Source organism: Pelomonas caseinilytica, assembly GCF_021353235.1.
Taxonomy (GTDB): Bacteria; Pseudomonadota; Gammaproteobacteria; order Burkholderiales; family Burkholderiaceae_C; genus Pelomonas; species Pelomonas caseinilytica.
Map to the genome: position 1 here is coordinate 62,198 of NZ_JAJTWT010000011.1, position 26,781 is coordinate 88,978.

A 26,781-nucleotide genomic window follows, 5' to 3' on the forward strand; every position below is an offset into this window, starting at 1 on the left:
GTCGCGGGCCGTCTGTCATCCGACCTTCAATTCGCGCGCCAGCTCGGTCAGCATGTCGTCGACCATGGCGTCGAGGTCGTAATGCAGACGCCAGCCCCAGTCGGCCTGGGCCTCGCGGTCGTCGATGCGCCGGGGCCAGCTTGCGGCGATGGCCTGCCGGAAGTCGGGTACGCAGTCCATCGTGAAGCCGGGCAGGCGCCGGCGGATGGACGCGGCGATCTGCTCCGGCGTGAAGCTGACGCCGGCGAGGTTGTAGCTGCCGCGCTGGCGGACGGACTCGGCCGGGGCATTCATCAGCTCGAGGGTGGCCCGCAGGGCGTCGGGCATGTACATCATGGGCAGGGCCTGGCCGGCTTCGAGGAAGCAGGTGTAGCGACCCTCCTTGAGCGCGGCGTGGAAGATCTCGACGGCGTAGTCCGTCGTGCCGCCGCCGGGCGGCGTCTTCCAGCTGATGAGGCCCGGATAGCGCAGGCTGCGGACGTCCACGCCGTGCTTGGCGTGGTACCAGGCGCACCAGCGCTCGCCGGCCAGCTTGGAGATGCCGTAGACCGTGGTCGGGTCCATGACGGTGGTCTGGGGCGTGTCGACGGCCGGCGTGTTCGGGCCGAAGGCGGCGATGGAGCTGGGCCAGAAGATCTTGTCCAGCTTCTCGTGGCGGGCCAGCTCCAGCACGTTGAGCAGGCCCTTCATGTTCAGGTCCCAGGCCCACATCGGGTGCTTCTCGCCGTTGGCGGAGAGGGCCGCGGCGAGGTGGTAGATCTGCGTGATGTGATGGCGCTTGACGACCGTGGCCAGGGCGCCCGCGTCGGTGACGTCCAGCGCCTCGTGCTGCAGGGTACGGATGCGGCCCTGCGGGCTCAGGTCGCTGGTGATGACGGCGTCTTCGCCATGCTGCCGGGCCAGTTCGGCGGCCAGCTCGGTGCCGATCTGGCCGTTGGCGCCGATGATGAGGATGCGGGTCGGCCGGGTCATTTCACCAGCCCCAGCTCGCGGCCGGCCTGGGCGAAGGCGGCCACGGCCTTCTCCAGGTGCTCGCGCTCGTGCACGGCCGAGATCTGCACGCGGATGCGCGCCTGGCCCTTGGGCACCACGGGGAAGAAGAAGCCGACCGCGTAGATGCCCAGCTCCAGGATGCGCTTGGACAGTTCCTGGGCCTTGACGGCGTCGTAGACCATGATGGGCACGATGGGATGGGTGCCCGGCTTGATCTCGAAGCCGGCCGCCTGGATGGCCTGGCGGAACCAGGCGGTGTTGGCTTCCAGCTTGTCGCGCAGTTCGGTCGAGCCTTCGAGCAGGTCCAGCACGGCCAGCGACGCGCCGGCGATGGCTGGCGCCAGCGTGTTGCTGAAGAGGTAGGGCCGGGAGCGCTGGCGCAGCAGCTCGACGACCTCCCTGCGGGCCGCCGTGAAGCCGCCGCTGGCGCCGCCCAGGGCCTTGCCGAAAGTGCCGGTGATGATGTCGATCTTGCCGAACACGCCGCGGTATTCGGGCGTGCCGCGGCCGGTCTTGCCGAGGAAGCCGCTGGCATGGCATTCGTCGATGCCCAGCAGCGCGTCGTAGCGGTCGCAGAGCTCACGGATCTTGTCGAGCTGGGCGATGGTGCCGTCCATGGAGAACACGCCGTCGGTGAAGACCAGCTTGAAGCGCGCGCCCTTCTCGCTCGCTTCCTTCAGGCAGCGCTCCAGGTCGGCCAGGTCGTTGTGCTCGTAGCGCCAGCGCTGCGCCTTGCACAGGCGGATGCCGTCGATGATGGAGGCGTGGTTGAGGGCGTCGCTGATGATGGCGTCCTGCTCGCCCAGCAGGGGCTCGAAGAGGCCGCCGTTGGCGTCGAAGGCCGCGGCATAGAGGATGGCGTCCTCGCAGCCGACGAAGCGTGCGATGCGCTGCTCCAGCTCCTTGTGCAGGTCCTGCGTGCCGCAGATGAAGCGCACCGACGACAGGCCGAAGCCATGGGTGCGCAGTGCCTCGTGGGCGGCCTCGATGACCTTGGGGTGGGACGACAGGCCGAGGTAGTTGTTGGCGCACAGGTTGATGACCTCGCGGCCGTCGGTGGTGCGGACCACCGCGCCCTGCGGCGTCGTGATGATGCGTTCGGCCTTGTAGAGGCCGGCGGCGCGGATGCCGTCGAGTTCGGTTTGCAGATGTCGGTAGAAGGCTTGGCTCATGGACGAGCTCCTGAGGCACAATTCGTTAAATTGGACGAGTTCGATATATCGAACATTCGTGCAGTATCTGAAAAACGTCTATCCCGGTCAACCGTGCGATGAACAAACCCGCCGCCGAACTCGAACCGCCCCGCGTGGGCGCCTCGCTGCAGGCCCTGCGCGCCAGCCGCGGCCTGTCGCTGGACGACCTGTCCAAGCGGGCGGGCGTCAGCAAGTCGATGTTGTCGCAGATCGAACGCAACCAGGCCAACCCTACCGTCGCTGTGGTCTGGCGGCTGGCCAATGCGCTGGGCGTGGAGATGGGCGAGCTGCTGGGCGCCGAACGCACCGCAGCGCCGGCCATCGAGACGGTGCCCGCGCACGCGACGCCCGGGCTGACCAGCCCGGACGGCCTGTGCAAGCTGCGCATCCTCGGGCCCATCGAGCTGGCGGGTCAGTTCGAGTGGTACGAGCTGACGGTGCAACCCGGCGGTGTGCTGGACAGCCAGGCCCATGAGCCGGGGTCGCGCGAGCACCTGAGCGTGCTGACCGGCGGCCTCGAGGTCACGGCCGCAGGCGCGGCCACGCGGTTGAAGGCCGGCGAAACCGCCCGTTATGCCGTGGACGGCCCGCACGCCATCCGCAACCCGGGCAAGTCGGCGGCGACGGCGCTGCTGGTGGTCCTGCACCCGTAGACTTGGCGGCTCCATCCGGGAGCCCGCCAATGATCCAACGACGTTCCGCCCTGGCCGCGCTGGCCGCCCTCCCCCTGGCCGCTCGTGCGCAGGACAAGCCCATCCGCCTGCTGGTCGGATTCCCCCCGGGCGGGGGCACCGACGCCATCGCGCGGCTGCTGGCCGAGGCCCTGCAGGCGTCGCTCGGCACGACGGTGCTGGTGGAGAACAAGCCCGGCGCCGGCGGGCAGATCGCCGCCCAGGCGCTGAAGGCGGCACCGGCGGACGGCACGACCTTCTTCGTCAGCCACGACCACACCATCTCCATCCTGCCGCTGGTGCTGAAGAACCCCGGCTTCGCCCCCGCGCGGGACTTCCTGCCGGTGGCCGGCTTCGCCACCTTCGCCAATGCCTTCGCGCTGTCGGGCGGCACTCCCGCCCACAGCCTCGCCGAGTACCTCGCCTGGGTGAAGAAGCAGGGCGGCCAGGGCAGCGTCGGCGTGCCGGCGCCGGCGTCGGTGCCGGAGTTCCTCGTCAAGCTGATCGGCGAGAAGAATGGCCTGAACCTGCTCAGCGTGCCCTACCGCGGCAGCGCGCCGATGATTGCCGACATGCTGGGCAACCAGATCGGCGCCGGGGTCGGCTCGGTGCCGGACCTCATCGTCAACCACCAGCAGAAGAAGCTGCGCATCGTCGCCGTCATGGGCCTGCAGCGCCAGGCCGTGCTGCCCGAGGTGCCGACCTTCGCCGAACTCGGCATCGCCGGCTTCGAGGACCTGCCCTACTACGGCGTCTTCGCGCCGGCCGGCACCTCGCCGACCGCCGTGGAGCGCTTCTCGAACGCGCTGGCCGGCGTCATCGCCCAGCCGGGCGTGAAGATGCGGCTGACGGAGCTTGGCCTGTCGGTGGGCATGATGACAGCCGCCCAGCTCGCCGCCCGGGAGCGCGCCTACGCCGCGGCCTGGGCCCGCATCATCAAGGCCGGGGGCTTCCAGCCTCAGTGAGCAGGCTCTCCAGGGTGAGGGTGGCCCACTCGCCCTGGGTCCACAGGTTGGCCAGCAGCCCGTCGCGCCCCGCCAGGAAGGCGCGCAGCAGCGGCTCGGCCGCCACCCGCTCGGGCGCGCACAGCAGCACCAGGCGCTGGGCGCCCTCCTCTTCCAGCAGGCCGATCCAGTCCAGCGCCTGCAGCCGGTCCAGCACGGGGCTGAGCTGCAGCGGGTCGACCCGCAGCGCTCGTGCCAGGCCGAGGTGGGACAGGCCGCTGTGGCCGGCGTCGCGCGAGCGTCGCAGTTCGCGCAGCACTTCCAGCGCCAGGGCCAGCGGCTGGCCGGGGGTGTCCGGCCGCAGATGCAGGCGCCCGACGAGGCTGGGCGCGTTGGCCGCGAGGATGGCGCCGAGCAGCACGATCACCCAGCCCAGGTAGACCCAGATGAGGAAGACCGGCACGGTGGCGAAGGCGCCGTAGAGCGTCGAATAGGTCGGCACCAGCTTCAGGTACCACGCCAGCAGCGACTTCGCCAGCGAGAAGCCCAGCGACACGAAGGCGCCGCCGAGCACCGCGTGGCGCCAGCGCACGTGGGTGTTGGGCACGTAGTGGAAGAGGCCGGCGATGGCCAGGCCGAGCAGCACGATGTCGGCACCGCCCAGAAGAGCCGCCAGGTCGGCCGGCATCTTGGTGAGCAGGCCCTGGCCGACGCTGATGGCATAGCTCGTCAGCGTGAGGCTCGCGCCCAGCAGCAGCGGCCCCAGCGTCATCGCCGCCCAGTAGACGAGCACTCGCTGCGCCATGGGCCGCGGGCGCTGCACGCGCCAGATGGCGTTGAGGGTGCGGTCGATGGTCAGCATCAGCGCCAGCGCCGTGACGCCCAGGGCTACCAGGCCGACGGCGCCGAGCTTGTTGGCCTTGGCGGCGAACTGGGTGAGCGCCCCCAGCACGGGCTTGGCGATGTTGGGCGGGATCAGGCTCTTCAGGAAGTACTGCTCCAGCGCCGACTGGAAGCTGGAGAAGATGGGGAAGGCCGTGAAGACGGCCAGCATCACCGTCAGCAGCGGCACGAGTGAAATGAGCGTCGTGAACGTGAGGCTGCCGGCGGTGAGGCCGAGCTTCTCCTCGCGGAAGCGCTGGCGGAAGGTGTGCAGCGTCTGCAGCCAGGGCCAGGCCAGCAGCTCGGCGATGAAGCTGCTGGCCAGGGCAATGGGATTGCGTTCGAGGGGCGCGTCGGGGTTGTCGGACGGCGAAGGAAGGGCGGACATGGCTTCTATGATGCCGCAGTGATGCCGCCCGCCCCCGAAAGAACCGAGCCGACCGCCGCCGAGCGGCTGTCGCGCAACCTCGCCCTGACGGCCACGCTGGCCCTGTTGCTGCTGTGCCTGGCCTGGGAGCTCTGGCTGGCGCCGACCGGCCGCGGCACGCTGGCGGTGAAGGCCCTGCCCCTGCTGCCCGCGCTCACCGGCCTGTGGCGCTACCGCCTCTACACCTACCGCTGGGTGGCGCTGGGGGTGTGGCTCTACGTGCTCGAAGGCCTGGTGCGCGCCACCAGCGACGCGGGGCGCGGCCAGTGGCTGGCGATGGCCGAGGTGGTGCTCGGCATCGTCGTCTTCACGGCTTGCACGGCCCAGATCCGCCAGCGCCTGGCGGCGGCCAAGGCGGCATGAGCGCCTTCCTCGACGCCCTGCATGCGCGGCTCGGCGACGCCGGGCTGCTCGTGGGTGGCGACCTGTCGGCCTACGAGCGCGACTGGCGCAAGCGCTATCCGGGCCAGGCCCTGGCCGTGGCGAGGCCGGCGTCGACCGACGAGGTGGCCGCCGTCCTCAAGCTCTGCCACGAGCACCGCGTCGCCGTCGTGCCCCAGGGCGGCAACACCGGACTGGTCGGCGGCTCGACACCGGACGACAGCGGCCGGCAGCTGGTGCTGAGCCTGTCGCGCATGAAGCGCGTGCGCGCGGTCGACGCGGCCAACGCCAGCCTCACGGCCGAGGCCGGCTGCGTGCTGGCCGAGGCCCAGGCAGCGGCGGCCGCGGCCGGGCTGCTCTTTCCGCTCAGCCTGGCGGCCGAGGGATCGTGCACCCTGGGCGGCAACCTGGCGACCAATGCCGGCGGCACGCAGGTGCTGCGTTATGGCAATGCGCGCGAGCTCTGCCTGGGGCTGGAAGTGGTCACCGCTTCGGGCGAGGTCTGGCAGGGTTTGTCGGGCCTGCGCAAGGACAACACAGGCTACGACCTGCGCGACCTCTTCATCGGCAGCGAGGGGACGCTGGGCGTCATCACCGCGGCGACGATGAAGCTCTACCCCCAGCCCAAGGACCGCGTGACGGCGCTCGCGGCCTGCGGCTCGCTGGAGGCGGCAGTGGCGCTGCTGGGCCTCGCCCGCGAGCGCGCCGGCGACGCGCTGACCGGCTTCGAGGTCATGAACCGGGCGTCTCTCGCCCTGGTGGCTCGGGAGCTGCCCCAGTTGCCCCAGCCCCTCGGCGCCGCGGCTTGGACGGTGCTGCTGGAACTGTCCGACGCCGAGAGTGCCGAGCATGCGCGCGCCGTCTTCGAAGGCCTGCTGGAAGCAGCGGTCGAGCGCGGCAGCGTCGAGGACGCCGCCATCGCGCAAAACCTCCAGCAGGCCCAGGCCTTCTGGCATCTGCGCGAGGCCATCCCTCTGGCCCAGGCCCAGGCCGGGCTCAACATCAAGCACGACATCGCCCTGCCCGTCTCGGCCATTCCCGGCTTCGTCGCCGAGATGGACGCCGCGCTGGCGACCTGGCTGCCCGGCGCCGAGGTCATCGACTTCGGCCACCTGGGCGACGGCAACCTGCACTACAACGTGCAGGCGCCGCCGGGCGTGGCGCCTGCGGAGTTCCTGGCGGCGCACGAGGCGGCGATCAACGAACGGGTCTACGACGCGGTGCAGCGGCGCGGCGGCTCGATCTCGGCCGAGCACGGCATCGGCCGGCTCAAGCGCGAGGAACTGGCCCGGCGCAAGGACACCGTGGCGCTCGGCTTGATGCAGGCGATAAAAAAGGCCCTGGATCCCCAGGGCCTGATGAATCCGGGCCGCGTGCTCTAAGGCCTCAGTCGGTCTGCGGCTGCACCACCGGGGCGGCGCCTCCGCGGCGACCGCCGAGCCAGCGGCCGATGCCGCGCAGCAGCCGGTAGACGAAGCGGGTCAGCGTCAGGAAGGCCAGCACCTCCAGGAAGCACAGCACCCCGGCGACGAGCGCGCCCCAGCGGGCGGCACGGCGGTCGAACTTCTGGCCGAGGTGGTCCCGCATGATCTCGATGCTGTCGTAGAAGCTCGGCACCATCAGCAGCGTCAGGAAGGTGGACGTGATCGTGCCGCCGATGATGGCCACGGCCATCGGACGATAGAACTCGCCGCCCTCGCCCACGCCGATGGCCACCGGCAGCATGCCGGCGATCAGCGCGAAGGTCGTCATCAGGATGGGCCGGAAGCGCTTGCGGCCGGCATGCATCAACGCCTCTTCGCGCGGCACGCCATTGGCTTCCTCCTGGCGCGCGGCATCCAGCAGCAGGATGGCGTTCTTGGCCACGAGGCCGGCCAGCATGATGATGCCGATGAAGCTCATCAGGTTCAGCGTGCCGTGCGTGAGCAGCAGCGCGATGACGACGCCGATCAGCGACAGCGGCTGCGACAGCATGACGCCCAGCGGCGCGGTGAAGGAGTTGAACTGGATGACGAGGATCAGGTACATCAGCCCGATGCCCGAGACCAGCGCGATCCCCATGGCGCTGAACACTTCCGCCTGGTCCTTGGAGGCGCCGGCCAGCTTGATGCCGTAGCCGGGCGGGAAATTCATGCGCTGCGCGAGCTTCTGCGCATCGGCCGACACCTCGCCCGAGGAGCGGCCCTGGGCGTTGGCCGACACGGTTACCACGCGCTTGCCGTCCACGTGCTGGATGGTGGCCGGGCCCTTGCCCGTCGTGACGGTGGCGATCTGCTCCAACGGCACCATCGTGCCGGTGCCCGACACGGCGATCGGCAGGCGCTCGATGTTGGTGGAATCGACCCGGTCGGCGGGATGCAGCCGCACGGAGACGTCGCGCGTCTGGCCGGTCGGGTCGATCCAGTCGCCCACCTGGATGCCGGCGAAGGCCACGCGCAGCGCGTTGGCGGCGTCGCCCACCGAGATGCCCATGGCGTTGGCCAGGCCGCGGTGCAGTTCGATCTGCAGCTCGTCCTGCGTGTCCTGCTGCGACAGGCCCACGTCCACGGCGCCCGGCACCTTGCGCAGCTTGGCCATGAAGTCTTCGGTCATCGACATCAGCTGGCGCGTGTCGCTGCCGTAGAAGCGGATCTGCACCGGCTTCTGGCCGCCATTGTTGAGGTCGTCCAGCACGACATACTCGGCGCCGGTCAGCACCCGCAGCCGCTCGCGCAGTTCCGCCGCCACCTGCTGCGCGCTGCGCTTGCGGGTGTTGCTCTTGCCGAGGTCGACGTAGAGCTTGCCGCCGGTGGTCTGCACGAAGCTGTCGGTCGCCTTGGTCTCCGGCAACTGCTTGGCGATCTCGGCCGCCGCCGCCAGCTTGCGGCGCGAGTATTCCAGGCTGGCGCTGGGCGGCGTGCGGATGTCGACGGCGATGGTGCCGAAGTCCGAGCTCGGCAGGAAGCTGCTGCCGCCCACCGTGAACTGCAGCGCGATGGCGGCGACGAAGCTCAGGAAGGCGATGCTGGCCATCCAGCGGCGGTGGTGCAGCGCCCAGGCGATGACGTGGCCGTAGCGGTCGGCCTGGTGGTCAAACCAGACATTGAACTTCTGCAGGACCTTGGAGATGCCGGTCTTGGGCGCCTCGTGATGGCCCGGGGGGTCGCCCCAGAAGGCCGACAGCATGGGGTCCAGCGTGAAGGAGATCAGCAGGCTGACCAGCACCGAGGCCACGACGGTCAGCGCAAAGGGGCGGAACCACTCGCCGGCCACACCCGCGATGAAGGCGACCGGCACGAACACGGCCACGATGGAGAAGGTGGTGGCCGCCACGGCCAGGCCGATCTCGGCGGTGCCGCGGAAGGCCGCGGTGCGCCGGTCGGCGCCGCGCTCCATGTGGCGCACGATGTTTTCCCGCACGACGATGGCGTCGTCGATCAGCACGCCGATGGCCAGCGACAGGCCCAGCAGGCTCATGAAGTTCAGTGAGAAGCCGAACAGCCAGACGGCGATGAAGGCCGCGATGACCGAGGTGGGCAGCGAGGTGGCCGTGATCAGCGTGGAGCGCCAGGAGTTCAGGAAGGCGTAGACCACGAAGATGGTCAGGCCGGCGCCGAAGACCAGCGCGTCGATGACGTTGCTGAGGCTGTTCTGCGCGTCCTTGCCACCGTCCTGCGTGATCTCCAGCTTGGTGTTCTCCGGCAGGTTCTTGTTGCTCTCCTCGACGATCTTGCGCACTTCCTTGGCCACGCTGACCGTGGAGGCCTCGCGAGAACGCGTGATGGACAGGCCGACGTTGTTGCGGCCGTTGCGCACGCTGAGCGTGGTGCGCTCGGCGAAGCCGTCCTCGATGCTGGCGACCTGGCCCAGGCGCACCAGCTCGCCGGCCGTGCGCTTGACGACGATGCGGTCGAAGTCGGCCGGCGATGCGATGCGGCCGATCAGGCGGATGCTCTGGTCCTCGTACTCGCCGCGGACCTTGCCGACCGGCGCCGACATGTTCTGGTTGCGCAGGGCGTTGACGACGTCGGACACGGAGACGTTGAACTCGCGCAGTTTCTGACCACGCAACAGCACGGACAGCTCGCGGTTGAGAGAGCCGAAGACGTCGACCTTGCCGACGCCCGGGATGGCGCGGAACTTGTCGGCGAGCTGGTCCTCGGCGATGCGGGAGAGCTCGGCATGGCTGAGCGTCGACGACTCGAGCGACACCTGCATGATGGGCTGCGCCGACGGGTCGACCCGCTGCAGGATGGGCTCGCGCATCTCCTGCGGCAGGTTGTAGCGCACCGAGGCGATGGCGTTGCGCACGTCGTCGGCCGCCTCGATGAGGTTCTTCTTGAAGTCGAACTGCAGCACGAAGGTCGCCTGCCCTTCGCCGGCCGTGGAGCGCACCTCGGTGACGCCGGGCACCGCGAGCAGCGGCCGCTCGACGCGGTTGACGATCTCGCGCTCGCTGGTCTCGGGCGAGGCGCCCGGGTAGGGGATGCTGACGACGATGATGGGAATCTCGACGTCGGGGTTCTGGTTGACCTTGAGCTTGGTCAGCGCCAGCAGACCCAGCGCCATGATGCCGATGATGAAGACGATCGTCGCGATCGGCTTCTTGATGGCGAAGTCGGAGATGAGCACGTCAGCCTCCTGCGCTGGCCTTGGCGGCGACCGGGGCCGCCGATGCGGCGGGTGCCGGCTTCACCGCCCCCTGCTGCACGACAGTGCCTTCGACCAGCGTGCGGCTCGGGTTGCGGATGACGACGCTGCCGACGGACAAGCCGCTCTTGACGACGAATTCGCCCGTGCGGTTGTCGCGGTCCCCCAGCGTGATGGGCTGCCGGTGCAGCTTGCCGCCTTGCACGATCCAGGCGAAGGCACGGTCGCCGTCACGCTGCATGTCGGACTCGCCCAGCATCAGCGCCGCGACGGTGGTGGTGCGCACGTGCCCCTCGCCGTACAGGCCCGACACGGCGGCCTGCTTGGGGTCGACGAAGTCCACGAGCAGCGCGACCTGGCGGGTGACCGGGTCGGCGGCGACGTCGATGCGGCGGATGCGGCCCTCGATCTGCGAACTGGCGGCGCCGTTGATGCGGAGGTCCACCGCCTGGCCGATCTTGAGTTCGGCTCGCCGGTCGGCCGACACATAACCCTCGAAACGCATGCTGCTCGGGTCGATGACCTTCAGCAGCGCCTTGCCGACCTGGGCCGTGTCGCCGGGCGACACCTGGCGCTCGCTGACGACACCGTCGAACGGCGCCCGGACCTCCGTGCGCGTCACCTGCTGGCGTGCGGACACGAGCCGCGCCTCCGCGGCGACCTTCTCGCTGAGGGCCGCCGTCCGGCGGTTCTGGGCATCTTCCAGCGCCTGCTGGGAGATCATGCCCTGGGCCTGCAGAGTCTTCTGGCGCTGCCATTGCCGGTCGGACTGCTGGAAGGCCTCGTTGGCCGCCCGCGCGGCCTCTTCGGCCGAGGTGAGGCTGTCACGGATGGCGGTGGCGTCCAGCCGCACGAGCAGGTCGCCCTTGCGGACCAGTTCACCGTTTTCCTTGAACACCTGCTGCACGACGGCGGAGACCTCGGCGCGGAGGTCGGCGCGGCGCTCCGGCTGGACCGCCCCCGTGATGAGCGGGCCTGAGCTGTGCTCGCTCTCTCCCATGATGAGCCGGTCCTCGACGCTGAGCTGCAGCGGCGGTGGCGTCTTGGCCTCATCGGCACCTTCCGGCTTCTTGCAGCCGGTCACGACGAGCAAGGCGGCAAGGGCGGAGACGGTCATCAGGCCGCGCGCGGTGCGCGTCAACGGGAAGTGGCGGTGGGTCATCCTGGAAGCGACGGTTGGGATCGATGGGCGATGACGGCGTTGCGGACCGCGAGGGGCCGGCATGTGCCACCGGATGGCGGCGCCACGCGGGGCCTGCGGGCTCGCTTCCAGCCATCCGATCTGCACGTTAGCCCCAGGCGCGGAGTCACTTCTCTTCCTGGCCGGGGCGGCGTCGACCGGCAGCCGGGCGGCGCCTTCGTCGGATTGTTCGCATACAGCACGAAACAATTTGGCAAGCATACCGAGGATGGCCACCCCTGCCGGAAGTCGTGCGACGGACTGCGTAGGCGCCCGATGAGCCGTCGAACGCGTGCGACGACCTGCAACCGTGGACGACGGGCGGCGCCTCGCGACGCGGCCAGCCGCCCTGCCCTCAGCGGCTCAGGCGGCGGGCTGCCAGTTCAGCGGCCAGGCGCCCTGCTGCCAACGCTGCAGCCACAGCAGGCCGATCAGCGTCTTCGCGTCGGTGAGCTCCCCACGGGCGGCGAGCTCGTCGAGCTCCCGCGCCGAGTGCGTGACGAGTTCGAGGAACTCGCCTTCGTCGAGCTTCTGCTCGCCCTGGACGAGGCCACGGGCGAAGAAGATGTGGATGCCTTCGTCCGAATAGGCGATGGCGTTGTGCAGCACGCCGGCGTAGGCCCATTCGGCAGCGCGGTAGCCGGTTTCCTCCAGCAGTTCGCGCTGGCCGCAGGCCAGCGGATCCTCGCCGGCGTCGAGCTTGCCGGCGGGGAACTCCAGCATCACGCGGCCCATGGGGTAGCGGTACTGGCGCTCCATCAGCAGTTGTCCGTCGTCCAGCAGCGGCACCACCATGACAGCCCCCGGATGCCGGATGTATTCGCGATGCGAGATGCTGCCGTCCGGCAGCGCGACGCGGTCGCGCCGGACGTCGAGGAAGTGGCCCTGGTAGACCTGGGAGCCTTCGAGCAGGCGCTCGACGAGGGGGTCGTCAGCCACGGCCACGGCGCAGATACCTCCAGACGAAGCCGGGGAAGCCCAGCGTGATGAAGAGGCAGGTGGCTGCCGCGTAGAACTCCCAGCCCTGTTCCTGCCGCTGGCCGATGCGGGCCTCCAGCGCCGAGCCGAGCCCGAAGGTGAGCACGGCCATCAGCGCCAGCTCCAGCAGCCGCCAGCCGACGGCCTTGGGCGCGCGGCGGGGGCCGACGATGAGCAGCCGCTCGCTGAAGTAAGGCAGGTTGGCCGCGACGAGGGCCGCCGCGAGGACCAGCCAGACGGCCACGCCCTGGTCCATCGCCGCTCCGTCAGGTCGAGAGGGTCTTCATGATGGCGTGGGCGCACCACGCCATCAGGCCGCCGGGCAGCACGCCGAACACCAGCATGGCCGCGCCGTTGAGCGACATCACGATGCGCACGTCGCCCGGGGCGGCGATGGCGGCGGTGTCGGTCGGCTCGTCGAAGAACATGACCTTGACGACGCGCAGGTAGTAGAAGGCGCCCACCAGGGAGATGACGACGGCGAAGACGGCGAGGTAGAGGTAGGCCTGGACGTTGGTCGTCACCAGGGCCTGAAGCACCGCGAGCTTGGCGTAGAAGCCGACCGTCGGCGGCACGCCGGCCAGGGAGAACATGAAGAGGGTCATGACCAGCGCGAACCAGGGACTGCGCTTGGCCAGGCCGGCCAGGTCCTTGATCTCCTCGGCCTCATGGCCCTGGCGCGACAGCAGGATGACCATGCCGAAGGTGCCCAGGGTCGTCAGCACGTAGGTGATGACGTAGAACATCGCCGAGCTGTAGGCGTTGTTGCCCCACTTGGTGCTCTCGTTGACGACGCCGGCCGTCATGGCCAGCAGCATGAAGCCCATGTTGGCGATGGTCGAGTAGGCCAGCATGCGCTTGAGGTTGCTCTGGGCGATGGCGGCGAGGTTGCCGACGAGCAGCGACAGCACCGACAGCACCACCATCATCTGCTGCCAGTCCGCGGCCATGCCGATCATGCCCTCGACGAGCAGGCGCATGGTGATGGCGAAGGCCGCCAGCTTGGGCGCGCCGCCGATGAGCAGGGTGACGGCCGTGGGCGCGCCCTGGTAGACGTCGGGCACCCACATGTGGAAGGGCGCGGCGCCGAGCTTGAAGGCCAGGCCGGCGACGACGAAGACGACGCCGAAGACCAGCACCGACTTGTTGGGGATGCCCTTGGAGATGACGTCGAAGACCTCGGGGATGCTGAGGGAGCCGGTGGCGCCGTACATCATCGACAGGCCGTAGAGCAGGAAGCCGCTGGCCAGGGCGCCGAGGACGAAGTACTTCATCGCGGCCTCGGTCGAGACGGCGTGGTCGCGGCGCAGGGCCACGAGGGCGTACAGCGACAGGCTCATCAGCTCCAGGCCGAGATAGACGACCAGGAAGTTGTTGGCCGACAGCATCACGTTGATGCCCAGCAGCGCGAAGAGGCTGAGGATGAAGAGCTCGCCCTTCAGCATCTCGCGCACGCCGGCGTAGGGCCGGGCGTAGACCATGGCGATCAGCGTCGCGATGCAGGCGAAGCCCGCCAGCAGGTGGCCCATCGGGTCGGCGACGACCATGCCCTGCATCGCGTAGGTGGTGAGGCCGGCGTCGAAATAGCTGAAGTGCAGGCCGGCCACGATGAGCAGGGTCAGCTGCGTCAGCCAGTAGGTCGGGCGGCGCTGCTCGTCGGTGACCCAGAGGTCCACCAGGGCGACGACGCAGCCCATCGCCAGCAGCAGGATTTCGGGATAGATGGCGAGCCAGTTCATGTCGTTCATTGTTTTGCCTCAGCTCGCCGTCAACCCGGGATCTTGCTCTGCGCGACGTGCTGGAGCAGCGCGTCGACGGAGCTGTGCATCACGTCGGTGAAGGGCTTGGGATAGACGCCCATGTAGAGCGTCGCCACGGCCAGCAGGGCCAGCATGATGAATTCGCGCTTGTTGATGTCGGTCAGGGCGCGCACGTGGTCGTTGGCGATGGCGCCGAAGTAGACGCGCTTGATCATCCACAGCGTGTAGGCCGCGCCGAACACCAGGGCCGTGGCCGCGATGCCGCCCAGCCAGAAGTTGGCCTTGACGGTGCCGAGGATGACCATCCACTCGCCCACGAAGCCGGCCGTCGCCGGCAGGCCGCAGTTGGCCATGCCGAAGAAGACGGCGAAGGCGGCGAAGGTGGGCATGGTGTTGACGACGCCGCCGTAGGAAGCGATCTCACGCGAGTGCACACGGTCGTAGAGCACGCCGATGCACAGGAACATGGCGCCCGAGACGAAGCCGTGGGAGACCATCTGCACGATGGCGCCCGACATGCCGAGCTCGTTGAAGACGAAGAAGCCCAGCGTCACGAAGCCCATGTGGGCGATGGACGAGTAGGCCACCAGCTTCTTCATGTCCTTCTGCACCAGGGCGACGAGGCCGATGTAGACGACGGCAATCAGCGACATCGCGATGATGAGCCAGGCCCACTGGTGGGCCGCGTCGGGCGCGATGGGCAGCGAGAAGCGCAGGAAGCCGTAGCAGCCCAGCTTCAGCATGATGGCGGCCAGCACGACGGAGCCGCCCGTGGGCGCCTCGACGTGGGCGTCGGGCAGCCAGGTATGCACCGGCCACATCGGCACCTTGACCGAGAACGCCGCCAGGAAGGCGAAGAACAGCCAGGTCTGGGCCGAGCCGGCCAGCGGCAGCTTGTGCCAGGTGGGGATGTCGAAGCTGCCGCCCGACTGGTAGTACAGGTAGAGCAGCGCCACCAGCATCAGCAGCGAGCCGGCCAGCGTGTAGAGGAAGAACTTGAAGGCCGCGTAGACCCGGTTGGGGCCGCCCCACACGCCGATGATGATGTACATCGGGATCAGCGTGGCCTCGAAGAACACGTAGAACAGCATGCCGTCCACGGCCGAGAACACGCCGACCATCAGGCCCGACAGGATGAGGAAGGCGCCCATGTACTGGTTGACGCGCGTCTCGATCACTTCCCAGGCAGAGATGACGACGATGACCGTGATGAAGGCGGTCAGCGGCACGAACCACATCGAGATGCCATCCACGCCGAGGTGGTAGCGGATGTTGAAGCGCTCGATCCAGGGCTGGTTCTCGACGAACTGCAGGGCAGCCGTCGTGGTGTCGAAACCGGTGATCAGCGGCAGGGTGACGAGCAGGCTCGCCACCGCGGCCACCAGCGCCATCCAGCGCACGGCGTTGGCCTGGTCGTCACGGCCGAGCGCCAGCAGCAGGGCGCCGCAGACGATGGGCAGGAAAATCGCAAGACTCAGCATTCTTGTTCTCCGCCTCCGCTCAGAGCCCGAACAGGGCGTTGAAGTGGGGCTTGATGTAGGGCCACAGCTGCCAGGTCATCAGGCCCATGACGCCGAGGATCATGACGAGGGCGTACCAGTAGAGGTAGCCGGTCTGCACGCGGCGCACCAGGCCGGCGATGCCGCCCACCGTGCGGGCCGAGCCGTTGATGATCAGGCCGTCGATCAGGCCGGCGTCTCCGCCCTTCCAGAGGCCGACACCGATGGCGCGCGCCAGGCGCGCCAGGATGTTCTCGTTGATCCAGTCCATGTAGTACTTGTTCTCGAGGATCACGACGACCGGGCGCAGCACCTTGGCGAGCGCTGCCGGGATCGCCGGGGCCACCATGTAGAACACGTAGGCCGTCACGACGCCGCCCAGGGCCAGCCAGAAAGGCAGCGACTTCAGGCCGTGCAGGGCCATGGCGGCGGCGCCGTGGAAGTCATGGGCCAGTTCCTCCATCGCCGGGTGCAGGTGCTCGTTGACGAAGATGGCGTCCTTGAAGAAATCGCCGAACAGCATGGGCTGGATGGTCATGAAGCCGATCACGACCGAGGGGATGGCCAGCAGCACCAGGGGCACCCAGACGACGGCGGGCGATTCGTGGGGCGTGTGGTCGTGGTGGTCGTCGTGGCCGTGGGCCCCGTCGTCCTCCGGCGGGAAGGGCTTGTGGTGGAAGTGCTCCTTGCCGTGGAAGACGAGGAAGTACATCCGGAAGCTGTAGAAGGCCGTCACGAACACGCCGACGATGACGGCGAAGTAGGCGAAGCCCGCGCCCGGCAGGTGGCTGGCGTGCACGGCCTCGATGATCGAGTCCTTGGAATAGAAGCCCGAGAACAGCGGCGTGCCGATCAGCGCGAGCGAGCCCAGCAGCGAGGTGATCCAGGTGATGGGCATGTACTTGCGCAGGCCGCCCATGTTGCGGATGTCCTGGTCATGGTGCATGCCGATGATCACGGAGCCGGCACCCAGGAAGAGCAGCGCCTTGAAGAAGGCGTGCGTCATCAGGTGGAAGACGGCGACCGAGTAGGCCGAGGCGCCCAGGGCGACGGTCATGTAGCCCAGCTGGGACAGCGTGGAGTAGGCCACCACGCGCTTGATGTCGTTCTGGATGATGCCGAGGAAGCCCATGAACAGGGCCGTGATGGCACCGATGACCAGCACGAAGTTCAGCGCCGTGTCGGACAGCTCGAACAGCGGCGACATGCGCGCCACCATGAAGATGCCGGCCGTCACCATCGTCGCCGCGTGGATCAGCGCGGAGATGGGGGTCGGGCCTTCCATGGAGTCGGGCAGCCAGACGTGCAGGGGGAACTGCGCGCTCTTGCCCATGGCGCCGATGAACAGGCAGATGCAGGCGACGGTGAGCAGCGCCCAGTCGGTACCGGGGAAGGTCAGCTTGGACAGCGCGTCCGCCTTGGCGAAGGTCTCGGCGTAGTTGAGCGAGCCGCCGTAGGCCACCAGCAGGCCGATGCCCAGGATGAAGCCGAAGTCGCCCACCCGGTTCACCAGGAAGGCCTTCATGTTCGCGAAGATCGCGCTGGGCTTGGTGTACCAGAAGCCGATCAGCAGGTAGGACACCAGGCCCACGGCCTCCCAGCCGAAGAACAGCTGCAGCATGTTGTTGCTCATGACGAGCATCAGCATGCTGAAGGTGAACAGCGAGATGTAGGAGAAGAAGCGCTGGTAGCCCGGATCCTCTTCCATGTAGCCGATGGTGTAGATGTGCACCATCAGCGACACGAAGGTCACCACGCACATCATCATGGCGGTCAGGCCGTCGATGAGGAAGCCGACCTCCATCTTCAAGGGCCCGAGCACCATCCATTCGTAGACGGTGGCGTTGAAGCGCGCCCCGTCGACGGCGACGCTGTAGAGCGTCATGGCCGAAATGACGAAGGCGACGAGCACGCCGAGGATGGTGGCCATGTGGGCACCGCGCCGGCCCACGGCCTTGCCGAAGAAGCCAGCCACGACGGCACCGGCCAGCGGCGCCAGCGGCACCGTCAGCAGCAGGTTCTGGGAAAGTTGTGCAGACATCTTGTGCGTGTCCTCAGCCCTTGAGAGCGTCGAGCTCTTCGACGTTGATGCTGGCCCGGTTGCGGAACAGCACGACCAGGATGGCCAGGCCGATGGCCGACTCGGCCGCCGCGACGGTCAGGATGAAGAACACGAAGACCTGGCCGCCCATGTCGCCGAGGTAGTGCGAGAAGGCGACGAAGTTCAGGTTGACCGCCAGCAGCATCAGCTCGATGGCCATCAGCAGCACGATCAGGTTCTTGCGGTTCAGGAAGATGCCGATCACCGACAGCGCGAACAGCATCGCGCCGAGCGTCAGGAAGTGGCCCAGGGTCAGTCCAGCGGCGCCGATCATGCCTGGCCTCCTTCGGTGGGTGCGGCGGGTTGCGCAGGCGCGGCGACGGTCGGCGCCATCTTGACGATCTTCAGGCGCTGGGCCTTGGTGACCTTGACCTGCTCGGACGGGTCCATGGCGCGCGAGTCCTTGCGGCGGCGCAGCGTCAGCGCGATGGCGGCGACGATGGCGACGAGCAGCAGCACGGCCGCAATCTGCAGCGGGTAGAGGTAACTCGTGTAGATCTCGATGCCCAGCAGCTTGGTGTTGCCCTGCTGCACCTGGGCCGCGGTGGCCACGGGGGCGTCGGACAGCTGGAAGCCGCCCATCAGCACGATGCCCATCTCGAAGGCGATCAGCGCGCCGATGACGGCGGCCACGGGCAGGTGCTTCCAGAAGCCCTCACGCATGCTGTCCGTGTTGAGGTCGAGCATCATGACGACGAACAGGAAGAGCACCATGACCGCGCCGATGTAGACGAGGACCAGGGCGATGGCCAGGAACTCGGCCTTCAGCAGCATCCAGATGCAGGACGCCGTGAAGAACGACAGGATCAGGAAGAGCGCCGCATGCACGGTGCTGCGCGCCGTGATGACACGGAACGACGACACCAGCAGGATGCCGGAGAAGACGTAGAAGAGGATGGTCGTGATGTCCATGCGTATCCAGGCCAGCTGTGCTGGACCGCTGCGCACCTTGCGGCGCGCCAGCGATCAGCGGTACTTGGCGTCCGCCTCCTTTTGGGCCGCGATTTGGGGCTCGTACTTGTCACCAACGGCCAGCAGCATGTCCTTGGTGAAGTACAGGTCGCCGCGCTTCTCGCCGTGGTATTCGAAGATGCTGGTCTCGACGATGGAGTCCACCGGGCAGCTCTCCTCGCAGAAGCCGCAGAAGATGCACTTGGTCAGGTCGATGTCGTAGCGCGTCGTGCGGCGGCTGCCGTCGGCGCGCACGTCGCTCTCGATGGTGATGGCCATCGCCGGGCAGACGGCCTCGCACAGCTTGCAGGCGATGCAGCGCTCCTCGCCGTTCTCGTAACGGCGCAGCGCATGCAGACCCCGGAAGCGCGGCGACAGCGGCGTCTTCTCTTCCGGGAACTGCACCGTGATGTTGCGCGACAGGAAATGCCGGCCGGTCAGGGCCATGCCCTTGAACAGCTCGGTGAGCATGAAGCTCTTGGCGAATTGCAGGAAGCCACTCATGCTTACTTCCAGATATTGAGGGGGGTCTGCATCCACAGGCCGACGACGACCAGCCAGACCAGGGTCACGGGGATGAAGATCTTCCAGCCCAGACGCATGATCTGGTCGTAGCGGAAGCGCGGGAACGTGGCGCGCACCCACAGGAACATCGTGACGACGACGAAGGTCTTGCCGAACAGCCAGGCCCAGTTCCAGAACGCCATCGTGTGCTGGATGAAGTCCGGCGTCTGCATGCCCAGCAGATGCCAGGAGATCGGCGCGCTCCAGCCGCCCAGGAACATGACGACGGCCAGGGCCGACACCAGGATCATGTTGGCGTACTCGGCCAGGAAGAACATCGCGAAGGACATGCCCGAGTACTCGATCATGTGGCCGGCGACGATCTCGGACTCTCCTTCCACCACGTCGAAGGGGTGGCGGTTGGTTTCGGCCAAGCCCGAGATGAAGTAGACGACGAAGATGGGCAGCAGGGGCAGCCAGTTCCAGGACAGGAAGTTCAGGCCCATGCCGGCGAAGGTGCCACGCTCCTGGACCTGCACGACTTCGGTCATGTTCAGGCTACCGGTCACCATCAGCACGACGACCAGAGCGAAGCCCATGGCGATCTCGTAGCTCACCATCTGGGCCGAGGCGCGCAGCGCGCCCAGGAAGGCGTACTTCGAGTTGGAGGCCCAGCCCGCAATGATGACGCCATAGACCTCCAGCGAGGTGATGGCCATCAGGAAGAGCAGGCCGGCATTGACGTTGGCGACGGCGGCGTCCGGACCGAAGGGCACCACCGCCCAGGCGGCGAGCGCCGGCATGATGGTCATGACCGGGCCGAGGAAGAACAGGCCCTTGTTCGCGGCCGTCGGCTTGATGATCTCCTTGAAGATCAGCTTGACCGCATCGGCGATGGGCGTGAGCAGGCCGTAGGGGCCGACGCGGTTGGGGCCCGGACGGATCTGCGACCAGCCGATGGCCTTGCGCTCCCACAGCGTCAGGTAGGCGACGCAGATCATGAGCGGCGCGACGACGGCGATGATCTTGAGCAGGCTCCAGACCAGGGGCCACAGGCCGCCCAGCAGAGATGCACCGTTTTGGTAGAGGGTGTCGATCATGGTGGGTGGGGCTCCCTCAGACCTTGCTGATGCTCAGCGTGCCGAAGGCGGCGCCGAGGCTGGCGGTTTCAGGCAGGCCGGCCGGGACACGGGCCACACCCTCGGGCAGGCCGGTTTCCAGGCGGGCGGGGAGCTGGGCGGCGCCGCCGTCCTGCACGATGCGGACACTGTCGCCCGGCTGCAGGCCCAGCTGCTGCCACAGGCCGGCCGGCAGGCCGACCGTGGCGGCCTCACGGCCGTCGGCCGTCAGCTGCAGCGGGCTGGAATTGCGGACCAGGGCATCGGATGCGTAGACCGGCAAGTTGGCGAAGCGCTCGACGCCCTCCCCTCGCGCGGCGGCCTGCGGCGTGGCGGAGGTCGCGTTGCTGAGCCGGCCGGCGAAGTCGCCGCCCAGGGCCTGCTCGCGCACTTGTTCGGAGCTGTCCTGGTTGAAGCCGTCGAGGCCGAGCAGGTTGCCCAGCACGCGCAGCACCTTCCAGCCCGGCCGGGTCTCGATCAGCGGGCGGGCCACGCCGACGAAGCTCTGCAGCCGGCCCTCGGCGTTGACGAAGCTGCCCGAGGTCTCGGTGAAGGGCGAGATGGGCAGCAGGACGTCGGCGTACTCCAGGCCGCTCTTGAAGGGGCTGAAGGCGACGACCATCTCGGCGGCATCCAGCGCCTTGGCCGCGGCGCCGGCATTGGCGGCGTCGAGCACGGGGTCGGTGTTGAGCAGCAGCACCGCCTTCAGCGCAGTGCCCGACAGCATCCGGCCAGCGTCCAGGCCACCGGCTTGCGGCTGGGCCTTGACGAGCTGAGCGCCGACGCTGTTGGCGGCGGCCGTCAGGTAGCCGACGCTCGCGCCGGTCTGCTGGCCGATCCACTGCGCCAGGGCAAGCAGGCTGGCCGCCTGCGGATGCTCGGCGGCGGCGTTGCCCAGCAGCACGGCCTTGTGCTGGCCGGACAACAGGCTGGCGGCGACGGCCTTGGCCGCGTCGGTCGCGTTGCCGGCCAGGGGGGCCGTGGCACCGGTGGAGGCGCCGATGGCCGCAGCCACGTCCGCCAGGGCCTGCACCCACGCCGACGGCGCGGCGGTGATGGAGGCGGCGACGGGCATCAGCCAGTCGTCGTGGTTGACGCCGATGCGGTGTACCGCGGCACCGCGGCGCGCAGCGTGGCGCAGGCGGGCGGCGAAGAGCGGATGGTCCTTGCGCAGCACCGAGCCCACGACCAGCGCACGGTCCAGCTCCGACAGGCTGGCGATGGAGGTGCCGAGCCAGCGGGCCTGGCCGGCAGGCGCGGCGTTGCCGAAGTCGCTGTGGCGCAGGCGGTGGTCGATGTTGTCGCTGCCGAGGCCGCGCACCAACTGGGCCAGCAGGTGCAGTTCCTCGACCGTGCTGTGCGGCGAGGCCAGCGCACCGATGGCCTGGGCGCCATGGTCGGCCTTGATCGACTTCAGGCCGTTGGCGATGTATTCCAGCGCCTGCGTCCAATCGACCTGCTTCCACGCCCCGCCCTGCTTGATCATGGGCGCGGTCAGGCGGGCGTCGCTGTTCAGGCCTTCATAGCTGAAGCGGTCGCGGTCGGACAGCCAGCACTCGTTGATGGCCTCGTTCTCCAGCGGCACGACGCGCATGACCTGGTTGCCCTTGACCTGCACGATCAGGTTGGCACCGGTGGAATCGTGTGGGCTGACGCTCTTGCGGCGCGACAGCTCCCAGGTGCGGGCGCTATAGCGGAAGGGCTTGCTGGTCAACGCACCGACGGGGCAGAGGTCGATCATGTTGCCGGACAGCTCGGAGTCCACCGTGCGGCCGACGAAGGTCTGGATCTCGCTGTGCTCGCCGCGGTGGGCCATGCCCAGCTCCATCACGCCGGCGATCTCCTGGCCGAAGCGCACGCAGCGGGTGCAGTGGATGCAGCGGCTCATCTCCTCCATGGAGATCAGCGGCCCGACGTTCTTGTGGAAGACGACGCGCTTTTCTTCGGTGTAGCGGCTCTTGCCCGAGCCGTAGCCCACAGCCAGGTCCTGCAGCTGGCACTCGCCGCCCTGGTCGCAGATGGGGCAGTCCAGCGGGTGGTTGATCAGCAGGAATTCCATGACGCCCTGCTGTGCCTTGAGCGCCTTGTCGCTCTTGGTGCGGACGATCATGCCCTGGGTGACCGGGGTGGCGCAGGCCGGCATGGGCTTGGGCGCCTTCTCCACGTCCACGAGGCACATGCGGCAGTTGGCCGCGATGGACAGCTTCTTGTGGTAGCAGAAGTGCGGGATGTAGGTGCCGGCCTTCTCGGCGGCATGCATGACCATGCTGCCTTCCTGGACCGAGACCTTCTGACCGTCGAGTTCGATTTCAACCATGATGCGTTTCCCGGTGGCGCTCAAGTCGGAGCCACCAGGGGCTTCTTGTGTTCAATCAGGTGCACGAACTCGTGCTTGAAGTGCTTGAGCATGGCGCGCACCGGCATGGCGGCGGCGTCGCCCAGCGCACAGATCGTGCGGCCCTGGATGTTGTCGGCCACCGAGTTCAGCAGCTCGATGTCCTCGGGCCGGCCGTGGCCGGCGTAGATGCGCTCGAGCACGCGATGCATCCAGCCCGTGCCCTCGCGGCAGGGCGTGCACTGGCCGCAGGACTCGTGGGCGTAGAAGTAGGACAGGCGGATGAGGCTCTGCACCATGCAGCGCGAGTCGTCCATGACGATGACGGCGCCCGAGCCCAGCATGGAGCCGGCCTTGGCGATGGAGTCATAGTCCATCGTGCACTGCATCATCACCTCGGCGGGCAGCACGGGAGCCGACGAGCCGCCAGGGATGACGGCCTTGAGCTTGCGGCCCTTGCGCACGCCGCCGGCCAGCTCGAGCAGCGTCGAGAACGGCGTGCCCAGCGGGATCTCGAAGTTGCCGGGCTTCTCGACGTCGCCGCTGACCGAGAACAGCTTGGTGCCGCCGTTGTTGGGCTTGCCGATCTCGAGGTAGGCCTGGCCGCCGTTGCGGATGATCCAGGGCACGGCCGCGAAGGTCTCGGTGTTGTTGATGGTGGTGGGCTTGCCGTACAGGCCGAAGCTCGCCGGGAACGGCGGCTTGAAGCGCGGCTGGCCCTTCTTGCCTTCGAGCGACTCCAGCAGCGCGGTTTCCTCGCCGCAGATGTAGGCGCCGAAGCCGTGGTGGGCATGCAGCTGGAAGCTGAAGCCCGAGCCCATGATCTTGTCGCCGAGGTAGCCGGCGGCACGGGCTTCCTCAAGGGCGGCCTCGAAACGCTCGTAGACCTCGAAGATCTCGCCGTGGATGTAGTTGTAGCCAACGGTGATGCCCATCGCGTAGGCAGCGATGGCCATGCCTTCGATGACCTGGTGCGGGTTGTGCATCAGGATCTCGCGGTCCTTGCAGGTGCCCGGCTCGCCTTCGTCGGAGTTGCAGACGAGGTACTTCTGGCCCGGGAACTGGCGCGGCATGAAGCTCCACTTCAGGCCGGTCGGGAAGCCGGCGCCGCCACGGCCGCGCAGGGCCGAGGTCTTCACTTCCGCGATCACTTGATCAGGCGTCAGGCCTTCGCCGCCGTCCTTGCCCAGGATCTTGCGCAGGGCGGCGTAGCCGCCGCGGGCCTCGTAGTCCTTGATCGACCAGTTCTTGCCGTTCAGGTCGGCATAGATCTGCGGGCTGATATGGCGACCGTGGAAGCAGGTCTCGGCGCCCGTCGCTTGGAATTTGGAGAGGTCCAGCATCGTCATCCTCAGGCCTTGCCAGCCTCGGCACGCAGCACGTCGACCAGTTCATCCAGCCGCTCGGCCGTCATGAAGCTGCACATCTGGCGGTCGTTGACCAGCATCACCGGCGCATCGGCGCAGGCGCCCAGGCATTCGCTCTTCTGGACGGTGAAAAGGCCGTCGGCCGTGGTGCCGCCCTGCTCGATGCCGAGCTTGCCGCAGAGGTGGTCCAGCGCCTTCTGGCCGTCGCGCAGTTGGCAAGGCAGGTTGGCGCAGACGTTCAGCTTGAACTTGCCCACCGGCTGCTGGTTGTACATGTTGTAGAAGGTCGTCACCTCGTAGACCGCGATGGGCGGCATGCCGAGGTGGGCGGCGATGGCATCTTCCGCGGCGCGGGAGACGTAGCCCTCTTCCTGCTGCACGATGGCCAGGCAGGCCATCACGGCGGACTGGCGCAGTTCGTAGGGGTACTTGGCGACCTCGCGGTCGAAGCGAGCGCGGGTGGCGTCGCTCAGGGTGTAGTCGGTGCTGCTCGTCATCGCTTGCCTGTCAACGATCGATCTCGCCGAACACGATGTCCATCGTGCCGATGATGGCCACGGCGTCCGCGATCATGTGGCCCTTGCCCATTTCGTCGAGCGCCGCGAGGTGGGGGAAGCCCGGCGCGCGGATCTTGAGGCGATAAGGCTTGTTGGCCCCGTCGCTGACGAGGTAGATGCCGAATTCGCCCTTGGGATGCTCGACGGCCGCGTAGGCCTCGCCCTCGGGCACGTGGAAGCCTTCGGTGAAGAGCTTGAAGTGGTGGATCAGCTCTTCCATGTTGGACTTCATGTCCACGCGGGCCGGGGGCGCGACCTTGTGGTTGTCCGTGATGACCGGGCCGGGGTTGGCCTTGAGCCATTGCACGCACTGCTGGACGATGCGGTTGGCCTCGCGCATCTCCTGCACGCGCACCACGTAGCGGTCGTAGGTGTCGCCGTTGGTGCCCAGCGGGATGTCGAAGTCCATGCGGTCATAGACGTCGTAGGGCTGCTTCTTGCGCAGGTCCCAGGCGATGCCCGAGCCGCGCAGCATGGGGCCGCTGAAGCCGAGGTTCAGCGCGCGCTCGGGCGACACGACGCCGATACCCACCGTACGCTGCTTCCAGATGCGGTTGTCGGTCAGCAGCGTCTCGTAGTCGTCGACGTTCTTGGGGAAGCGGCGGCAGAAGTCCTCGATGAAGTCCAGCAGCGAGCCCTGGCGGTTCTCGTTGAGCTGGGCGATGGTCTTGGCGTTCTTGATCTTGCTGACCTGGTACTGCGGCATGGCGTCCGGCAGGTCGCGGTAGACACCGCCCGGACGGAAGTAGGCCGCGTGCATGCGCGCACCCGACACCGCCTCGTACATGTCGAAGATGTCTTCACGCTCGCGGAAGCAGTAGATGAGGATGTTCATCGCGCCGCAGTCCAGCCCGTGCGCGCCCAGCCACAGCAGGTGGTTGAGGATGCGGGTCAACTCCGCGAACATGACGCGGATGTACTGGGCGCGGATGGGCACCTCGATGCCCAGCATCTTCTCGATGGCCAGGCAGTAGGCGTGCTCGTTGGCCATCATCGACACGTAGTCGAGGCGGTCCATGTAGGGCAGCGACTGGATGAAGGTCTTCTGCTCGGCGAGCTTCTCGGTCGCGCGGTGCAGCAGGCCGATGTGGGGGTCGGCGCGTTGGATGACTTCGCCGTCGAGCTCCAGCACCAGGCGCAGCACGCCGTGGGCGGCCGGGTGCTGGGGGCCGAAGTTCAGCGTGTAGTTCTTGATTTCTGCCATGGCTTACAGACTCAAAGGCCGCCGTACTTGTCTTCGCGGATGATGCGCGGCGTGATCTCGCGCGGCTCGATGGTCACCGGCTGGTAGATGACGCGCTTCTGCTCGGCGTCGTAGCGCATCTCGACATGGCCCGACACCGGGAAGTCCTTGCGCATCGGGTGGCCGATGAAGCCGTAGTCCGTCAGGATGCGGCGCAAGTCGTTGTGGCCGTCGAAGATGATGCCGTACATGTCGAAGGCCTCGCGCTCGAACCAGTTGGCGGAGTTCCAGACCGGCGTGACCGAGGCGACGCAGGGAAAGTCGTCGTCCGTCGCGAAGACTTTCAGGCGCAGGCGCCAGTTCTTGGCCACCGACAGCAGGTGGCTCACCACCGCATAGCGCAGGCCTTCGTAGGCGCCGTCGCCGTAGGTGCTGTAGTCGACGCCGCAGAGGTCGATGAGCTGCTCGAGCTTGAGCTCGGGGTGGTCGCGCAGCGTCGTGGCCACGTCGAGGTAGTCGGCAGCGCGCACGGTGAGCGTCAGCTCCCCCAGGGCGTTTTTCAGTTCGACGACGCGCTCGCCGAGGACGGCCGCAATCTGCTGGGCCAGGGTGTCGAGGTTCATGCTCATGCCGGGCTCAGCGGGCGATGGTGTTTTCGCGGCGGATCTTGGCCTGCAGCTGCAGGATGCCGTAGAGAAGGGCCTCGGCCGTCGGCGGGCAGCCGGGCACGTAGACGTCCACCGGCACGATGCGGTCGCAGCCGCGCACCACCGAGTAGCTGTAGTGGTAGTAGCCGCCGCCGTTGGCGCAGGAGCCCATCGAGAGCACCCAGCGCGGCTCGGCCATCTGGTCATAGACCTTGCGCAGGGCCGGCGCCATCTTGTTGCACAGCGTGCCGGCCACGATCATCAGGTCGGACTGGCGCGGGCTCGGGCGGAACAGCATGCCGAAGCGGTCGATGTCGTAGCGGGCGGCGCCCGCGTGCATCATTTCCACCGCACAGCAGGCCAGGCCGAAGGTCATCGGCCAGAGGGAGCCCGTCTTGGACCAGTTGATGAGCTTGTCGACCGAGGTCGTGACAAAGCCCTCTTTCAGGACGCCTTCAATACCCATTTCGAATTCCCAGCG

24 protein-coding genes are annotated in these 26,781 nt (G+C 67.9%); 4 read left to right on the forward strand and 20 right to left on the reverse strand.

The annotated features are described in order from the left end of the window. Positions 1 to 15: 15 nt before the first annotated feature. Positions 16 to 972, reverse strand: a complete 957-nt coding sequence (locus LXT12_RS21585) for an NAD-dependent epimerase/dehydratase family protein (protein WP_233394366.1) — start codon at positions 970 to 972, stop codon at positions 16 to 18. Next, the gene (gene kbl, locus LXT12_RS21590; protein ID WP_233394367.1) at positions 969 to 2,165 is read right to left on the reverse strand and encodes a glycine C-acetyltransferase; all 1,197 of its coding nucleotides are present in this window, start codon (positions 2,163 to 2,165) and stop codon (positions 969 to 971) included. Before kbl ends, LXT12_RS21585 begins: the two co-directional genes overlap by 4 nt. Positions 2,166 to 2,263: 98 nt before the next feature. Here kbl and LXT12_RS21595 point away from each other — a divergent pair, with 98 nt between their 5' ends. Both LXT12_RS21595 and LXT12_RS21600 read left to right on the forward strand, forming a co-directional pair. Continuing rightward, positions 2,264 to 2,839 carry a helix-turn-helix domain-containing protein gene (locus LXT12_RS21595; RefSeq protein WP_233394368.1) on the forward strand — a complete coding sequence of 192 codons (576 nt, stop codon included), beginning with the start codon at positions 2,264 to 2,266 and terminating at the stop codon, positions 2,837 to 2,839. Positions 2,840 to 2,868: 29 nt separating this feature from the next. Beyond that, complete coding sequence (locus LXT12_RS21600) at positions 2,869 to 3,822, forward strand: tripartite tricarboxylate transporter substrate-binding protein (RefSeq protein ID WP_233394369.1); 954 nt, start codon at positions 2,869 to 2,871, stop codon at positions 3,820 to 3,822. Here the strand turns inward: LXT12_RS21600 and LXT12_RS21605 are convergent. After that, the gene (locus LXT12_RS21605; RefSeq protein ID WP_233394370.1) at positions 3,794 to 5,071 is read right to left on the reverse strand and encodes a YihY family inner membrane protein; all 1,278 of its coding nucleotides are present in this window, start codon (positions 5,069 to 5,071) and stop codon (positions 3,794 to 3,796) included. The two genes, LXT12_RS21600 and LXT12_RS21605, sit on opposite strands and share 29 nt — an antisense overlap. A 21-nt stretch (positions 5,072 to 5,092) precedes the next feature. Here LXT12_RS21605 and LXT12_RS21610 point away from each other — a divergent pair, with 21 nt between their 5' ends. Together LXT12_RS21610 and LXT12_RS21615 are read left to right on the forward strand one after the other, a co-directional pair. Next, positions 5,093 to 5,473 (forward strand): DUF2069 domain-containing protein, encoded by a 381-nt coding sequence (locus LXT12_RS21610; protein ID WP_233394371.1) that lies wholly within the window; start codon positions 5,093 to 5,095, stop codon positions 5,471 to 5,473. Beyond that, positions 5,470 to 6,873: an FAD-binding oxidoreductase gene (locus LXT12_RS21615; protein WP_233394372.1), complete on the forward strand. Its 1,404-nt coding sequence runs from the start codon at positions 5,470 to 5,472 to the stop codon at positions 6,871 to 6,873. Before LXT12_RS21610 ends, LXT12_RS21615 begins: the two co-directional genes overlap by 4 nt. Positions 6,874 to 6,877: 4 nt before the next feature. Here the strand turns inward: LXT12_RS21615 and LXT12_RS21620 are convergent, their stop codons facing one another. The 17 genes from LXT12_RS21620 to LXT12_RS21700 form a co-directional block, all read right to left on the reverse strand. Then, a complete protein-coding gene (locus LXT12_RS21620; protein WP_233394373.1) occupies positions 6,878 to 10,102 on the reverse strand; it encodes an efflux RND transporter permease subunit in 3,225 nt (1,074 codons plus the stop codon). Position 10,103: 1 nt separating this feature from the next. Continuing rightward, positions 10,104 to 11,282, reverse strand: a complete 1,179-nt coding sequence (locus tag LXT12_RS21625; RefSeq protein WP_233394374.1) for an efflux RND transporter periplasmic adaptor subunit — start codon at positions 11,280 to 11,282, stop codon at positions 10,104 to 10,106. Positions 11,283 to 11,663: 381 nt separating this feature from the next. Next, positions 11,664 to 12,245 (reverse strand): NUDIX domain-containing protein, encoded by a 582-nt coding sequence (locus LXT12_RS21630; protein ID WP_414708894.1) that lies wholly within the window; start codon positions 12,243 to 12,245, stop codon positions 11,664 to 11,666. Beyond that, positions 12,232 to 12,534 carry a DUF2818 family protein gene (locus LXT12_RS21635; RefSeq protein ID WP_233394376.1) on the reverse strand — a complete coding sequence of 101 codons (303 nt, stop codon included), beginning with the start codon at positions 12,532 to 12,534 and terminating at the stop codon, positions 12,232 to 12,234. The genes LXT12_RS21630 and LXT12_RS21635 overlap by 14 nt, the downstream gene beginning before the upstream one ends. A gap of 10 nt (positions 12,535 to 12,544) precedes the next feature. Further along, the gene (gene nuoN, locus LXT12_RS21640) at positions 12,545 to 14,026 is read right to left on the reverse strand and encodes an NADH-quinone oxidoreductase subunit NuoN (protein ID WP_233394377.1); all 1,482 of its coding nucleotides are present in this window, start codon (positions 14,024 to 14,026) and stop codon (positions 12,545 to 12,547) included. A 20-nt stretch (positions 14,027 to 14,046) separates the two neighbouring features. Then, a complete protein-coding gene (locus LXT12_RS21645) occupies positions 14,047 to 15,519 on the reverse strand; it encodes an NADH-quinone oxidoreductase subunit M (protein ID WP_233394378.1) in 1,473 nt (490 codons plus the stop codon). Positions 15,520 to 15,538: 19 nt separating this feature from the next. After that, complete coding sequence (nuoL, locus tag LXT12_RS21650; RefSeq protein WP_233394379.1) at positions 15,539 to 17,578, reverse strand: NADH-quinone oxidoreductase subunit L; 2,040 nt, start codon at positions 17,576 to 17,578, stop codon at positions 15,539 to 15,541. Between the two features lie 13 nt (positions 17,579 to 17,591). Continuing rightward, complete coding sequence (nuoK, locus tag LXT12_RS21655) at positions 17,592 to 17,912, reverse strand: NADH-quinone oxidoreductase subunit NuoK (RefSeq protein ID WP_088481271.1); 321 nt, start codon at positions 17,910 to 17,912, stop codon at positions 17,592 to 17,594. Then, positions 17,909 to 18,550 (reverse strand): NADH-quinone oxidoreductase subunit J, encoded by a 642-nt coding sequence (locus LXT12_RS21660; protein ID WP_233394380.1) that lies wholly within the window; start codon positions 18,548 to 18,550, stop codon positions 17,909 to 17,911. Before LXT12_RS21660 ends, nuoK begins: the two co-directional genes overlap by 4 nt. A 54-nt stretch (positions 18,551 to 18,604) precedes the next feature. Beyond that, the gene (nuoI, locus tag LXT12_RS21665) at positions 18,605 to 19,093 is read right to left on the reverse strand and encodes an NADH-quinone oxidoreductase subunit NuoI (protein ID WP_233394381.1); all 489 of its coding nucleotides are present in this window, start codon (positions 19,091 to 19,093) and stop codon (positions 18,605 to 18,607) included. 2 nt (positions 19,094 to 19,095) lie between these two features. Next, complete coding sequence (nuoH, locus tag LXT12_RS21670; RefSeq protein ID WP_233394382.1) at positions 19,096 to 20,193, reverse strand: NADH-quinone oxidoreductase subunit NuoH; 1,098 nt, start codon at positions 20,191 to 20,193, stop codon at positions 19,096 to 19,098. 16 nt (positions 20,194 to 20,209) lie between these two features. Beyond that, on the reverse strand, positions 20,210 to 22,528 hold the full coding sequence (gene nuoG, locus LXT12_RS21675) for an NADH-quinone oxidoreductase subunit NuoG (protein ID WP_233394383.1): 2,319 nt from the start codon (positions 22,526 to 22,528) through the stop codon (positions 20,210 to 20,212). Positions 22,529 to 22,548: 20 nt separating this feature from the next. Beyond that, positions 22,549 to 23,889 (reverse strand): NADH-quinone oxidoreductase subunit NuoF, encoded by a 1,341-nt coding sequence (gene nuoF, locus LXT12_RS21680; protein WP_414708895.1) that lies wholly within the window; start codon positions 23,887 to 23,889, stop codon positions 22,549 to 22,551. An 8-nt stretch (positions 23,890 to 23,897) separates the two neighbouring features. Beyond that, positions 23,898 to 24,410, reverse strand: coding sequence for an NADH-quinone oxidoreductase subunit NuoE family protein (locus tag LXT12_RS21685; protein WP_233394385.1), 513 nt, complete (start codon positions 24,408 to 24,410; stop codon positions 23,898 to 23,900). Between the two features lie 10 nt (positions 24,411 to 24,420). Continuing rightward, positions 24,421 to 25,674: an NADH-quinone oxidoreductase subunit D gene (locus LXT12_RS21690; RefSeq protein WP_233394386.1), complete on the reverse strand. Its 1,254-nt coding sequence runs from the start codon at positions 25,672 to 25,674 to the stop codon at positions 24,421 to 24,423. An 11-nt stretch (positions 25,675 to 25,685) separates the two neighbouring features. Then, complete coding sequence (locus LXT12_RS21695; protein WP_233394387.1) at positions 25,686 to 26,282, reverse strand: NADH-quinone oxidoreductase subunit C; 597 nt, start codon at positions 26,280 to 26,282, stop codon at positions 25,686 to 25,688. A gap of 7 nt (positions 26,283 to 26,289) precedes the next feature. Continuing rightward, on the reverse strand, positions 26,290 to 26,766 hold the full coding sequence (locus LXT12_RS21700; protein WP_046113908.1) for a NuoB/complex I 20 kDa subunit family protein: 477 nt from the start codon (positions 26,764 to 26,766) through the stop codon (positions 26,290 to 26,292). Between the last annotated feature and the right edge of the window lie 15 nt (positions 26,767 to 26,781).

What these genes read in the sequence shown, in the direction of transcription:
- LXT12_RS21585 (WP_233394366.1), bottom strand. Translation starts at nt 972, where the DNA reads ATGACCCGGCCGACCCGCATCCTCATCATCGGCGCCAACGGCCAGATC.
- kbl (WP_233394367.1), bottom strand. Translation starts at nt 2,165, where the DNA reads ATGAGCCAAGCCTTCTACCGACATCTGCAAACCGAACTCGACGGCATC.
- LXT12_RS21595 (WP_233394368.1), top strand. Translation starts at nt 2,264, where the DNA reads ATGAACAAACCCGCCGCCGAACTCGAACCGCCCCGCGTGGGCGCCTCG.
- LXT12_RS21600 (WP_233394369.1), top strand. Translation starts at nt 2,869, where the DNA reads ATGATCCAACGACGTTCCGCCCTGGCCGCGCTGGCCGCCCTCCCCCTG.
- LXT12_RS21605 (WP_233394370.1), bottom strand. Translation starts at nt 5,071, where the DNA reads ATGTCCGCCCTTCCTTCGCCGTCCGACAACCCCGACGCGCCCCTCGAA.
- LXT12_RS21610 (WP_233394371.1), top strand. Translation starts at nt 5,093, where the DNA reads ATGCCGCCCGCCCCCGAAAGAACCGAGCCGACCGCCGCCGAGCGGCTG.
- LXT12_RS21615 (WP_233394372.1), top strand. Translation starts at nt 5,470, where the DNA reads ATGAGCGCCTTCCTCGACGCCCTGCATGCGCGGCTCGGCGACGCCGGG.
- LXT12_RS21625 (WP_233394374.1), bottom strand. Translation starts at nt 11,282, where the DNA reads ATGACCCACCGCCACTTCCCGTTGACGCGCACCGCGCGCGGCCTGATG.
- LXT12_RS21635 (WP_233394376.1), bottom strand. Translation starts at nt 12,534, where the DNA reads ATGGACCAGGGCGTGGCCGTCTGGCTGGTCCTCGCGGCGGCCCTCGTC.
- nuoN (WP_233394377.1), bottom strand. Translation starts at nt 14,026, where the DNA reads ATGAACGACATGAACTGGCTCGCCATCTATCCCGAAATCCTGCTGCTG.
- LXT12_RS21645 (WP_233394378.1), bottom strand. Translation starts at nt 15,519, where the DNA reads ATGCTGAGTCTTGCGATTTTCCTGCCCATCGTCTGCGGCGCCCTGCTG.
- nuoL (WP_233394379.1), bottom strand. Translation starts at nt 17,578, where the DNA reads ATGTCTGCACAACTTTCCCAGAACCTGCTGCTGACGGTGCCGCTGGCG.
- nuoK (WP_088481271.1), bottom strand. Translation starts at nt 17,912, where the DNA reads ATGATCGGCGCCGCTGGACTGACCCTGGGCCACTTCCTGACGCTCGGC.
- LXT12_RS21660 (WP_233394380.1), bottom strand. Translation starts at nt 18,550, where the DNA reads ATGGACATCACGACCATCCTCTTCTACGTCTTCTCCGGCATCCTGCTG.
- nuoI (WP_233394381.1), bottom strand. Translation starts at nt 19,093, where the DNA reads ATGAGTGGCTTCCTGCAATTCGCCAAGAGCTTCATGCTCACCGAGCTG.
- nuoH (WP_233394382.1), bottom strand. Translation starts at nt 20,193, where the DNA reads ATGATCGACACCCTCTACCAAAACGGTGCATCTCTGCTGGGCGGCCTG.
- nuoG (WP_233394383.1), bottom strand. Translation starts at nt 22,528, where the DNA reads ATGGTTGAAATCGAACTCGACGGTCAGAAGGTCTCGGTCCAGGAAGGC.
- nuoF (WP_414708895.1), bottom strand. Translation starts at nt 23,889, where the DNA reads ATGCTGGACCTCTCCAAATTCCAAGCGACGGGCGCCGAGACCTGCTTC.
- LXT12_RS21685 (WP_233394385.1), bottom strand. Translation starts at nt 24,410, where the DNA reads ATGACGAGCAGCACCGACTACACCCTGAGCGACGCCACCCGCGCTCGC.
- LXT12_RS21690 (WP_233394386.1), bottom strand. Translation starts at nt 25,674, where the DNA reads ATGGCAGAAATCAAGAACTACACGCTGAACTTCGGCCCCCAGCACCCG.
- LXT12_RS21695 (WP_233394387.1), bottom strand. Translation starts at nt 26,282, where the DNA reads ATGAGCATGAACCTCGACACCCTGGCCCAGCAGATTGCGGCCGTCCTC.
- LXT12_RS21700 (WP_046113908.1), bottom strand. Translation starts at nt 26,766, where the DNA reads ATGGGTATTGAAGGCGTCCTGAAAGAGGGCTTTGTCACGACCTCGGTC.